We start from the raw sequence: 13,161 nt of genomic DNA, 5'->3' as shown, positions 1-13,161 counted from the left end.
TTCTTTGAATGTAAAGAAACGAGACTAAATCTCAATAAAATTCGAGTTCTTGTGAAAGAACTCATTCCTACAGACTAGAAGCAAGCAAATGAAGTAGAATAATCAACTTCAGCACTTGTTATTTAATGAAAGTAAAAGGATCAGACCTTTTAACGCTAGTGAATTTTAACGAAAAAAAAGGCGGAATGCAAGATGTTTTTCCCACAACTTTATACAATTACTTCTTATTCTCTTTTACAAAGTACGATCCGTATTCGAGAATATGTACAAGAAGCAAAAAAACAAGGCTACACTTCATTAGCCATAACGGATAAAGATGTCTTATACGGTGCACCTGAATTCTATCGTATTTGTGTAGAAGAAGGAATACAGCCAATCATTGGATTACATCTTAGTTATACTTATGAAGAAAAAAATTATGGTTTGCTTGCGTACGCAAAAGATGAGACAGGTTATCAGCAGCTGATGAAACTTTCCAGTCGAAAAATGATCCAAGAAAAAATGGCACTTGATGATATGATAGAAACCGACCATCTAGTGTTTGTCGTTCCGGCAAATCATTCTGTTTCTGAGGCTTTCAATAAAGAGGAACATTTTTTCAGTCATTGGCAGTTTTTGCTTGAAAATGTTTTCGCTAAAGATTTTTATATCGGATTGTCAGAAAATACGCCTGATCAATTGCCTGAATGGTATCAGTATGTGACAAAAGAAAATTATCCGCTTTGTGCATTGCATCCAATCGCTAGTTTACAGCAAGAAGACCTTTTTGCGCTTGAAGTGATGAAGCATATCAAAGAGGGAAGTCAGATGCCTTTAGAAAGTTTATCTGCATCTTTACCATCAGCAAATGGTTACCTGCTTTCAGAACAAGAAATGATCAAACGATTCGAAGAAGCAGGCCTTTCACAAGCTGTAATAGGTGCTCAGCGCTTAGCCGAATCGATTTCATTTGAATTTCAGTTTCATCAGAAATTACTCCCACACTATCCTGTCCCTCAAGGAAAACAAGCTGGAGAATATTTAAGAGAGCTATGCTACTCGCAAGTAGAACATCGGATTGTTGATTATACAAAGGAGTACCGAGAACGTTTGGACTATGAGTTATCTGTCATCCATCAAATGGGATTCGATGATTATTTCCTGATCGTATGGGATGTAATGGCTTTTGCTCATAGAAATAAAATCGTTACCGGTGCAGGCCGTGGTTCTGCTGCTGGTTCATTAGTAGCCTATGTGTTAGAAATCACAGATGTGGATCCATTAGAGTATGACTTGCTATTCGAACGATTTTTAAATCCTGAACGTTTTACGATGCCGGATATTGATTTGGATATTCCTGACAACCGACGTGAGGAAGTATTGAACTATGTTCGAGAAAAGTATGGACAATATCACATGGCGCAAATCGCGACATTTGGTACAATGGCTGCAAAAATGGTTCTTAGAGATGCCGCTAGAGTGTTTGGTCTGTCACAAAGTGAAGCAAACCGCTGGTCAAAAGCAATACCAAACCAGCTGAAAATCACATTGACCCAAGCCTATAAAACATCGCGTCAACTAGTAGAATTAGTTCAGGCAAGCGAAAAAAACCAGCTTTTATTCAAAACCGCAGTGATTTTAGAAGGATTGCCAAGACACGTTTCGACTCACGCAGCAGGGGTAGTTATCAGCGATAGGAATCTACTTGAATTAGTACCGCTCCAACGCGGTTCTGATGAAGCTTTTCTGACCCAGTATACGATGAATGAGGTAGAAGCCATCGGTCTTTTGAAAATGGACTTTCTAGGACTACGCAATTTATCGATTATTGATTTTACTTTAAAGGCTGTTAAGCGAGTAGAAGGGCAGGAAATCCGATTAAAAGAGATTCCATTAAATGATGCAAAAACGCTACTCTTGTTTCAACGAGGCGAAACCTCAGGAGTATTTCAATTTGAATCTGCTGGTATTCGAAACGTTTTACGAAGATTAGGACCAGAAAACATCGAAGATATTGCCGCAGTCAATGCGTTGTATCGTCCAGGTCCTATGCAAAATATCGATACCTTCATTGCCAGAAAAAAAGGAAAAGAAGCTATTCGCTACCCCGATGATTCACTGATCCCGATTTTGAAAAACACATACGGGGTGATTGTCTATCAGGAACAAATCATGCAGATCGCCTCGACTATGGCTGGATTTACATTAGGACAGTCAGATATTTTGAGGCGGGCAGTTAGTAAAAAGAAAAAAGACGTATTAGATGAAGAAAAGTCGCATTTTGTATCAGGAGCATTACAACAAGGATATTCGGAAAAAACAGCAGTGACTGTATATGAATATATTGAAAAATTTGCAAACTATGGATTCAATCGGTCGCATGCATTTGCTTATTCCTTCGTGGGATTCCAAATGGCATATCTAAAGGCTCATCATCCAGGGGCTTTCTTCACTAGTCTAATGAATTCTGTTCGGCATAACACAACGAAATTGAAAGAATATATTGCTGAAGCACGTAAAAATAAACTCAAACTTTCTTCACCATCCATCAATCAAAGCAATTATAGTTTTGAGTTGGTCAATAAGGAAGAAATCAGATTCGGGCTGACAGCGATAAAAGGCATTCGACGTGATTTTGTAGAAGATGTATTGAATGAAAGAAAACAAAATGGCCCGTTCAAGTCAGTAGATCAATTCCTCATACGGATCGATAAGCGGTGGCTGAAATTAGAGTTGCTGCAATCACTGACAGCAGTAGGCGTTTTTGATGAATTATCTCCTAACAGGAAACAATTGATGCTTGATCTAGAAGGAAAAATCCAAAATATCGTTTACAGTGGTGGCAGTCTAGATTTGCTAGGAATCATGGCATTAAAAGAAGAAGAAGTCGCTGACTATACACTAGAAGAACGACTGAAGCTGGAAGAGGAATACTTAGGTGTTTATTTGTCAGGTCATCCTGCAGAAGGGTTTGACCGGCTTCGTTTAGCTAAACAGGTTCAGCTGATTACAGATATCGTTCCTAATCAACCAGTCAATTTACTATTGATGATAAAGGAAGTTAGAGAGATTCGGACAAAAAAAGGCGAACTGATGGCCTTCGTGGAAGGAACCGATAGTAGCGGAGAAATTTCTGTCACGGTTTTTCCAACTCTTTATCGAAAATATCGTAACCTGTTTGCAGTTGATCAAGTGATCTTTGTTCAAGGGCGTAGCGAAATCAGCAAATATAACCAGGAACTACAATTGATTGGAGAAAGCTTTGCTGATCCTCGTCAGTTAGAAACACAGTATCCTTCACAAACGTGCTATTTGCGTATTACAGAAGAACGGGAAGATCCTGAGATAATGAAACAATTACAAGGGATTTTTCAGAAACACCCAGGATATATTCCAGTAATTATGTACCACGAAAAAACACAACGAAAAGTTGTTCTGTCGGATGCTTATTGGGTGGATGACAGCAAGAGTATAAAGGGGCAACTTGTTTCTCTACTTGGCGAAGATAATGTGGTTTTCAAATAACTTACGGTAAAAAATACTACTTGCTTTCATTTTTTTTCATTTTTTTATCCGTAAATCAAGACAAGCGAGAAAAATAATGTTAGAATGTTAGTCGTGGTTAACGCAAAAATGGTTGTAAACCTAAGTTATACTTAGGATAAAGTATTTTAATGAGGTGAATGTTTATTATGAAACGCATCGGAATTTTGACCAGTGGCGGAGACGCACCTGGAATGAATGCAGCTGTTCGTGCCGTTGTTCGTAAAGGTATTTACGAAGGACTGGAAGTATACGGGATCAATTATGGGTTTGCCGGTTTAGTTGCTGGAGATATTCGTCGTCTTGATGTGGCAGATGTAGGTGACAAGATCCAACGTGGTGGTACATTCTTGTATTCTGCACGTTATCCAGAATTTGCAACTGAAGAAGGTCAATTAAAAGGAATCGAACAATTGAAAAAATTCGGGATCGAAGGTCTAGTGGTTATCGGAGGAGACGGTTCTTATCATGGCGCAATGGCTTTGACAAAACGTGGATTCCCAGCAGTAGGTATTCCTGGAACAATCGATAATGATATTCCTGGTACTGACTTCACAATCGGTTTTGATACAGCAATCAATACAGTGCTAGAATCAATTGACCGTATTCGTGACACAGCGACTTCTCATGTTCGTACATTCGTTATCGAAGTAATGGGACGCAATGCAGGTGACATCGCTTTATGGTCAGGTGTAGCTGGCGGAGCAGATGAAATCATCATCCCAGAACATGATTTTGATATGGCTTCAGTTGCTAAAAAAATCCAAGAAGGCCGTGATCGTGGGAAGAAACATTGCTTGATCATCTTGGCTGAAGGTGTAATGGGCGGAAATGAATTCGCTGAAAAACTTTCAGAATTTGGCGACTATCATACACGTGTATCTATCTTGGGACACGTTGTCCGTGGTGGAGCACCAAGCGCACGCGACCGCGTCTTAGCAAGTAAATTCGGTGCTTACGCTGTCGAATTGCTTCAAGAAGGAAAAGGTGGATTATGTGTCGGTATCCATGACAACGAAATCGTTGCAGCTGACATCATTGATACACTAGAAAACAACAAGCATAAACCAGACTTATCATTATATGATCTAAATAATTCACTTTCATTTTAAGAGTGAAAGAAACCAAGCTATTTAAGCTGTGTACAGCTTTAAATAAACAAAATTGAATGGGAGAGTTTTTTAAATGAAAAAAACCAAAATCGTTAGTACATTAGGACCAGCAAGTAACTCAGTAGAAATTATTTCTCAATTGATTGAATCTGGGGCAAATGTCTTCCGCTTTAACTTTTCTCATGGTGACCATGAAGAACAATTATCACGTATGACTATGGTCCGTGAAGCAGTTAAAAAGACAGGAAAAGATGTCGGTATTCTTTTAGATACAAAAGGAGCTGAAATCCGTACAACTGTTCAAGGCACAACAGAAGCTGATTTTGGTCGTGCAGGATACATCAAATTTGAAGTAGGAGATCAAACACGCATCTCTATGGATCCTGAACATGTAGGTTCAAAAGAAAAAATCGCGGTTACTTACCCAGGATTATTTGACGATGTTCACGTAGGCGGACACGTTTTATTCGATGATGGCTTGATCGACATGGAAATCATTGAAAAAGACGAAGCAAACCGTGAATTAGTCGTAGAAGTTAAAAATGCAGGTATGCTAGGATCACGTAAAGGGGTAAATGCACCAGGCGTTTCTATCAGTTTGCCAGGTATTACTCCAAAAGATGCGGACGATATTCGTTTTGGTTTAGACAACGATATCGACTTTATCGCTGCAAGTTTTGTACGTAAAGCACAAGACGTTCTAGATATTCGCGAAATTTTAGAAGAAAAAGACATGACTCATGTTCAAATCTTCCCTAAAATCGAATCTCAAGAAGGTATCGACAACATTGACGAAATCATCAAAGTTTCTGACGGTGTTATGATTGCCCGTGGAGATATGGGTGTGGAAATCCCAGCTGAACTAGTACCAATGGTTCAAAAACGTATCATCAAAAAATGTAACGCTGCTGGTATCCCAGTTATCACTGCTACACAAATGTTAGAATCAATGCAAGAAAACCCACGTCCAACACGTGCGGAAGCTTCTGACGTTGCCAATGCTGTATTTGACGGAACAGATGCAACAATGTTATCTGGTGAATCTGCAAACGGAGACTACCCAGTTGAAGCTGTTTCAACAATGGCACGTATCGACCAAGAAGCTGAAAATGCATTATCAGAATTAGGTACATTCCAATTGAACGAATTCGATAAAACAGATGTAACTGAAACAATCGGTTTATCTGTAGCTCGTGCTGCAAAAAATCTAGGCGTCAAAACAATCGTTGCTGCAACTGAATCAGGCTACACTGCAAAAATGATTTCAAAATATCGCCCAGATGCAGATATCTTGGCTGTTACTTTTGACGAACGCACAAAACGCGGTTTGATGTTAAACTGGGGTGTTTACCCAACAGTTGCTGAAAAACCATCAACAACTGATGAAATGTTTGAACTAGCAGCTAAAAAAGCTGTTGAATTAGGTTTCGCATCAGAAGGTGATTTAATCTTGATCACTGCTGGTGTACCAGTTGGCGAACGCGGAACAACTAACGTGATGAAAATTCAAATGATTGGTTCTAAATTATTAGAAGCTCAAGGCGTTGGACAAAAATCTGTCGTTGCAAATGCAGTTATTGCTTCATCTGCTGAAGAAGCTGTAAAAAAAGCAAAAGACGGAATGGTTCTAGTTGTACCATCAACTGACAAAGAATACATGCCTGCAATCGAAAAAGCAGCTGCTGTTATCGTTGAAGAAGGCGGATTGACTTCTCACGCTGCAGTTGTAGGAATTGCACAAGATATTCCTGTAATCGTTGGTGCTAAAGGCGCAACAACAACAATTACTGATGGCGAATTGATTACTGTTGATTCACGTCGCGGCATCGTTTACCGTGGCGAAACAACAGCTATCTAATTTAGCTTAATACAAAATAAAAACAGCTCTTCATTTACGAAGAGCTGTTTTTTGTGCTGTAACGAATTCATGGATGACTTGGACTACTTGTTCTTGAAGCGGTGTGACAAGCTGCTGTGTTCGTTTTGCCAATGAAATCAAGAAGCGAGGCTGAACTTCATCTGAAAGTGGCAGGCAAACTAAATGATCTTCAGGATGGACAGCAATCTCTGCCAAAAAACCGATACCAACATTTTCACGGATCATACTCTTTAAAATCGTCAAATCATTGCTTTGATAAACAACTTTTGGTTGAGTATGTGTTTGTTTAGAAAGTTTAGTGAATGCTGCTGGGTGGACATAATGTTCGTTCAATAACACAAACTGTTCATCTGATATATCTTTGAAAGAGACTGCCTTCTGCTGGGCAAGAGGGTGAGTAGGCGGAACGACGATCATGAAACGTTTATCCAAAAGTAATTCTGTTTCTAAATATTGATCTACGATTGGCTGTGTTGAGCCTAATACGGCTAAATCGATCCTCCCTTGACGAATCATTCCATATAAGTCCCGAGAGCCTCCATCGGTGATTTCAATCTGATTCATCAATTCATGCTTGATAAAGTAACCTGACAGTTTTGGAAAGTACTCATTGCCGATAATAGGCGGCATGCCAAAACGCAGCTTTTTCTTTTGTAACTGAGTGATTTCAGCCCTTGCAGTAGAAATCTCTTGGAGAATAGCTTGTGCATGGAGAAACAGCTGCTTTCCAGAAGGTGTGACGATTAATTCGTGATGCGAACGATCTCTTGTAATAAGTATGGCGTCAAACTCTTTTTCAAGACGTTGTAATGCATATGTAATAGTAGGTTGGCTCACACGGAAATAATTAGCCACTTTCGTAAAGTTTTTTTGTTTGACGATTTGGACATAGTATTCAATATCTTTCGTGTTCATAAAGATCATCCGCTCCTTTGATAGAATAATGATTATTGTAAATGATTCTGAAGATGATAGCAAACAGAGGCTTTCTGTTAAAGATATTTCTGTTTTTTTATGAACTGCAAGGTGTCAAGAAAATTTCATTGACAACATGGTTTTTGCCCTGTATAATTGCTTTTGTTGCTTAGGAGTGATGAAAAATGAAATGGTCTTTATTGGAATTGAGAAAATACCAGGAGACACCGTTAACTTTTCATGAGACGCTCGACTTGAAAGCCGCTCTCATGAAGCGAGACAATTTAATACTTGATGTTGCGCCAGTGGAAGTCGAAGGTTTGGTCTCAGTTGATAAGAAAGGCTATATCGTTCATTACACTGTGCAGACGACTTTGACAGTTCCTTCAACACGTTCGCTAGAACCTGTTGAACTGCCGATGGATTTTTCTGTAGACGAAGTATTCATGACAGAAGAACAATTCCAAAGCAGAGATGAGCAAATGTCTGCAGATGAGATTTTGCTGATTGAAGGTCCGTTATTGAATTTAGCAGAGTCAATTGAAGACAACATCTTATTGGCGATTCCGATGCGGGTATTGACAAAAGAAGAGGAAGCAGCGACAGAACTTCCAAAAGGCAATGATTGGGAAGTTGTTTCCGAAGAAGAATACCAACGCAGAAAAATGGAAGAAGCCGAGAATAAAATTGATCCTCGTCTTGCAAAACTATCTGAACTTTTTGATTCTGAATCAAAAAACGACGATAACAAGTAAGATTGGAATATATTGTATCTATTATAGGTGCAAGACTTTACAAGGAGGTGTAGCAAAATGGCAGTACCAGCTAGAAGAACATCAAAAGCTAAAAAAGCAAAACGTCGTACACACTACAAGTTGACAATCAAAGGATTAAACGAATGTCCAAACTGTGGTGAAATGAAAAAAAGCCATCACGTATGTGCAAATTGTGGTTACTATGATGGTAAGGACGTAATGTCAAAAGAAGCTTAATACATTTTAATTAGAAAATGTAAAACCTCAAGGCTAACCATGGAGCCTTGAGGTTTATTTTTTTATAAGCGGTAAATAAAAAATATGTTGTTCTTTAGTTTGCAATGTAGCCGTGTTAAGCTATAATGTAAGAGATTAGGGAGAAATCCCGTATGTAGGAGGAGTTCATATGTCAAAACAACAAATCGGCGTTGTCGGTATGGCCGTTATGGGTAAAAATCTAGCCTTGAATATAGAAAGCCGCGGCTATTCAGTGGCTTTATTTAACCGTACAGGGGCTAAAACAACCGCTATAGTAGAAGAACACCCAGATAAAAATTTCAAAGCAACGTACACAATCGAAGAATTTGTAGAATCAATCGAAAAACCGCGTCGGATTCTTCTGATGGTCAAAGCAGGACCGGCAACAGATGCAACAATCCAAGAGTTGCTTCCTCACCTTGATAAAGGCGATATTCTGATTGACGGAGGAAATACATTCTTTAAAGATACGATGCGTCGTAATGAAGAATTAGCCAACTCTGGTATTAACTTTATCGGTACAGGCGTTTCCGGCGGTGAAGAAGGAGCTTTAAAAGGACCTTCAATCATGCCTGGTGGACAAAAAGAAGCGTATGAGCTAGTTGCACCAATCTTAGAGCAAATTTCTGCAAAAGCAGAAGATGGAGCACCATGTGTTACCTATATTGGCCCAAACGGAGCCGGACACTATGTGAAAATGGTACACAACGGTATTGAGTATGGAGATATGCAACTGATTGCTGAATCTTATGACTTGATGAAGAATATTTTAGACCTTTCAGTAGAAGAAATGGCTGATATCTTTAAAGAATGGAATCAAGGCGAATTAGACAGCTACCTGATCGAAATCACAGCTGACATCCTGACTCGAAAAGACGATGAAGGTACAGGTAAACCAGTCGTAGATGTGATCCTTGATGCAGCTGGAAATAAAGGAACAGGTAAATGGACAAGCCAAAGTGCGCTTGACTTAGGCGTGCCACTTCCATTGATTACTGAATCTGTATTTGCCCGTTACATTTCTGCTTATAAAGAAGAACGCGTACAAGCAAGTAAAATTTTGTCTCGTACGAACGATTTTGAGTTCACAGGAGACAAAAAAGAATTGGTCGAAAAAATCCGAGAAGCGTTGTATTTCAGTAAAATCATGAGTTATGCCCAAGGATTTGCTCAATTACGTGTCGCTTCAAAAGAATTTGATTGGGATTTGCCATTTGGCGAAATCGCAAAAATCTGGCGTGCTGGATGTATCATCCGAGCTCGATTCTTGCAAAAAATCACGGATGCTTATGACAAAAATCCTGAGATCGAAAATTTATTGCTAGATGATTATTTCGTTGAAATCACGAAAAAATATCAGCAATCAGTCCGAGACGTCGTTGCCTTGGCTGTCCAAGCTGGCGTACCTGTACCAACTTTCTCATCAGCCATCGCTTACTTCGATTCATACAGAGCAGAACGTCTGCCTGCAAATATAATCCAAGCCCAACGCGATTACTTTGGCGCACACACATATGAACGTGTCGACAAAGAAGGAATCTTCCATTACTCATGGTACCATGAAGAATAATAGTCTTTCGGCTGTTAGGAAATGAGAAAATAAAAAGAGGACGAAAGAGCTGAAGTCGATTGTTATGAGTAGACTTCAGCTCTTTTTTAAAACTGCTATTCATGATAAAATGACTATAGATTTTTAAGCAGATTATCGGTATAATGATAGAGTTTTTAAAAAGCCAGTAGATAGAAAGGATAAAATAATAAATGAGTAATATTCTAATCATTGAAGATGAAAAGAACTTAGCTCGATTTGTCGAGCTAGAGTTGAAGCATGAAGGGTATAACGCAGAAGTCCATTACAACGGTCGTACTGGTTTAGATGCGGCATTAAATAATGAGTGGGATGCCATATTGTTGGACCTGATGCTTCCAGAATTGAACGGTTTAGAAGTCTGCAGACGCGTACGCCAAGTCAAAAATACACCAATCATTATGATGACTGCAAGAGATTCTGTAATCGATCGTGTATCGGGACTTGACCATGGAGCAGATGACTACATCGTCAAACCATTTGCTATCGAAGAACTATTAGCGCGTCTTCGAGCATTGTTGCGTCGAATCGATATTGAAGGTGACAAAAATGTGGCAAAACAAACCACTATTACTTATCGTGATTTGACTATCGAAAAAGAAAACCGTGTCGTACGTCGCGGAAACGAAGTAATTGAACTAACAAAAAGAGAATACGAATTGCTACTTACTTTAATGGAAAACGTGAACGTGGTATTAGCACGTGATGTTTTACTAAATAAAGTGTGGGGATACGAAACGGAAGTTGAAACAAACGTAGTGGATGTATATATTCGTTATCTTCGCAATAAAATTGACGTTCCAGGGGAGGAAAGCTATATCCAAACTGTCCGCGGAACAGGTTATGTGATGCGCTCGTGATAAAGCCGAAAAAATCGGAAAAAAGAGAACTGAAAGGGCCCTCCTTGACAATCAAGTGGGCCTTTGCGAGTTCTTTCTTCATATTCGTCGTGTTTACAATTTTTGCGGTCATTACCTATAAATCATCTATCAATCTGATTGTTGCAAAAGAAAGAAACAATGTAGAACGTACGATTTCAGAAGTAGCCTCTCGTTTGGCTAACTCGGATGAAGAACTGACATTAGTGAATACGTATCGTAATCTGACAAAAGCGACAAATGACGGAGATGAGGTCATAGATCATACTTCACTGGTCGAAGGAAACTTAATGAAGATTGATTCCTTTATAGCTGAGCTAGGGCAGCCTTCGATGGAGCTTTATGTGTATGATTTAGATGAGAACTTGATTTTCAAAACTCACGAAAACAGTCGAAACTTGATCCAAACAACACGTAAAGTGCCAACGATTGTTACACTAGAAGGGAAAACTGGCTTTTTATCTATACAGCCTATATATTCTAAAGGAACAAGAGAAAAGATTGGTTATGCGCAAAGCTTCTATGAATTATCTTCTTTCTATGATATCCGAAATAAGCTATTATTGACTCTTATTGTTTTAGAAGTCGTTTCTTTGATTTTAAGTAGTATTTTAGGTTTCTTTTTATCTTCTTACTTCTTGAAACCACTCAAGGTACTCAGAGATACAATGGATACTATACGTAAAGATCCGCAATCAGATATCCACATGCCTGAAATCGACACGAATGATGAATTGGCAGATTTAGCTGAAATATTCAATGAGATGCTTGACCGCATGCGTTTGTATATCGAACAACAAGAGCAGTTCGTGGAAGACGTCTCTCATGAGTTAAGAACTCCTGTAGCAATTATTGAAGGGCATCTTAGTCTGCTAAATCGTTGGGGGAAAGATGATCCTGAAATATTGGAAGAATCATTAAGCGCCAGCATGCAAGAAATCAGCCGCATGAAAAGCTTAGTTCAAGAGATGCTAGACTTATCTAGAGCAGAACAAGTAGATGTCCATTATGCAAATGAAACAACTAAAGGAAAAGAAGTCACCTATCAAGTTTATAATAATTTCAAGATATTATACCCGGACTATGTGATTACTTTAGATGATGATTTGACAAAAGAAGTGACCCTGCAAATTTATCGTAATCACTTTGAGCAATTAATCATTATCATATTGGATAACGCAGTAAAATATTCAACTACACGAAAAGAAGTCCATATCTCTATTTCTTCTACTCTGAATGAATTTGAGATTGCTATACAGGACTTTGGTGAAGGAATACCCAAAGAAGACCTTAATAAGATCTTCAATCGTTTTTATCGTGTGGATAAAGCGAGGGCTAGAACGAAGGGCGGAAATGGTCTGGGATTGTCTATCGCAAAACAATTGGTTGAAAACTACAAAGGTCGTATCTTAGCAGAAAGCGTAGTTGGGCAAGGGACTATCTTTAGAATTTTTATTCCTATCGCAAAAACAGAAGACAAGTAAAGCATGTGCTTTGCTTGTTTTTTTATATTATCCATTAAGAAAGAAGAAGCCAAATACAAGCAGATAAGAAATTTGGGATGGTTATTATAAAGAAATTTAGCGAACAATAAAATAGAATAACATTCGTTGGTAAATTGTAAATAGCTTTTAGGTGAACAAAAAACAATAAAAATACTTTAATATTCGTCTTTAAAAATAATAAAGAAAAATAGGAAATTTTCTATTGCAATTTTATAAAGAGATTGCTATATTATTATTTGTTCTAAATGATTCCTTTAAGGTGTCGCTAAAAATTATAAAAAATAGTGTTGACGCATTTTTGATATCATGTTATAATAACGAAGTCGCTTAGATGAGAAAGCTTATAAAGCTTGATTTTATCGAAAAAAACTTTAAAAAAGTTATTGACAAATAACAATCGAAATGATATGATAATCAAGTCGCTGCTAATGAGCGATAAAGACATTTAGAAAAAATAAACAAAAAAGTTGTTGACATTCTCTTCTGAATCTGATAAGATTAAAGAGTTGTTGAAACAAAAAGATTAGACCTTTGAAAACTGAACAAAGTAAGACAAACCAAATGTGTAGGGCGTCTTGATTCAATTCAAGACAACAAACATTTTTTAACAAGCAAGCAATATGCTAGCAAACAAATTGAGCTTAACAATCGCAAGATTGTTCGAACTTTTTATGAGAGTTTGATCCTGGCTCAGGACGAACGCTGGCGGCGTGCCTAATACATGCAAGTCGTACGCTTCTTTTTCCACC

The 13,161-nt window shown here is 38.3% G+C and carries 9 protein-coding genes and 1 rRNA gene; 9 read left to right on the top strand and 1 reads right to left on the bottom strand.

Annotation, left to right across the window (positions count from 1 at the left end):
- The first annotated feature begins 192 nt into the window (after positions 1-192).
- From dnaE to pyk, 3 genes are all read left to right on the top strand, one after another.
- A complete protein-coding gene (dnaE, locus tag KFO35_RS10630) occupies positions 193-3,504 on the top strand; it encodes a DNA polymerase III subunit alpha (RefSeq protein WP_156272307.1) in 3,312 nt (1,103 codons plus the stop codon).
- 167 nt (positions 3,505-3,671) lie between these two features.
- Entirely contained in the window at positions 3,672-4,634 is a 963-nt protein-coding gene (gene pfkA, locus KFO35_RS10625; protein WP_002310395.1) for a 6-phosphofructokinase, read from the top strand.
- A 73-nt stretch (positions 4,635-4,707) separates the two neighbouring features.
- On the top strand, positions 4,708-6,492 hold the full coding sequence (gene pyk / locus KFO35_RS10620) for a pyruvate kinase (RefSeq protein WP_002290965.1): 1,785 nt from the start codon (positions 4,708-4,710) through the stop codon (positions 6,490-6,492).
- A 30-nt stretch (positions 6,493-6,522) separates the two neighbouring features.
- Here the strand turns inward: pyk and KFO35_RS10615 are convergent, their stop codons facing one another.
- The gene (locus KFO35_RS10615; protein ID WP_002315271.1) at positions 6,523-7,428 is read right to left on the bottom strand and encodes a LysR substrate-binding domain-containing protein; all 906 of its coding nucleotides are present in this window, start codon (positions 7,426-7,428) and stop codon (positions 6,523-6,525) included.
- 185 nt (positions 7,429-7,613) lie between these two features.
- Here KFO35_RS10615 and KFO35_RS10610 point away from each other — a divergent pair, with 185 nt between their 5' ends.
- The 6 genes from KFO35_RS10610 to KFO35_RS10585 form a co-directional block, all read left to right on the top strand.
- Positions 7,614-8,183, top strand: a complete 570-nt coding sequence (locus KFO35_RS10610) for a YceD family protein (protein ID WP_002290967.1) — start codon at positions 7,614-7,616, stop codon at positions 8,181-8,183.
- A gap of 57 nt (positions 8,184-8,240) precedes the next feature.
- On the top strand, positions 8,241-8,420 hold the full coding sequence (rpmF, locus tag KFO35_RS10605; protein WP_002290970.1) for a 50S ribosomal protein L32: 180 nt from the start codon (positions 8,241-8,243) through the stop codon (positions 8,418-8,420).
- A 169-nt stretch (positions 8,421-8,589) separates the two neighbouring features.
- On the top strand, positions 8,590-10,011 hold the full coding sequence (gene gnd, locus KFO35_RS10600; protein ID WP_156272305.1) for an NADP-dependent phosphogluconate dehydrogenase: 1,422 nt from the start codon (positions 8,590-8,592) through the stop codon (positions 10,009-10,011).
- A 191-nt stretch (positions 10,012-10,202) separates the two neighbouring features.
- Complete coding sequence (locus KFO35_RS10595; RefSeq protein ID WP_002290973.1) at positions 10,203-10,889, top strand: response regulator transcription factor; 687 nt, start codon at positions 10,203-10,205, stop codon at positions 10,887-10,889.
- Positions 10,886-12,391, top strand: coding sequence for a HAMP domain-containing sensor histidine kinase (locus KFO35_RS10590; protein ID WP_002315270.1), 1,506 nt, complete (start codon positions 10,886-10,888; stop codon positions 12,389-12,391). Before KFO35_RS10595 ends, KFO35_RS10590 begins: the two co-directional genes overlap by 4 nt.
- 688 nt (positions 12,392-13,079) lie before the next feature.
- A 16S ribosomal RNA gene (locus KFO35_RS10585) occupies positions 13,080-13,161 on the top strand; the annotation flags it as partial.

It is taken from the genome of Enterococcus lactis (assembly GCF_015751045.1).
GTDB lineage: Bacteria > Bacillota > Bacilli > Lactobacillales > Enterococcaceae > Enterococcus_B > Enterococcus_B lactis.
The sequence above is the reverse complement of the archived record's forward strand: the minus strand, read 5'-3'. Positions and strand labels throughout refer to the sequence as shown.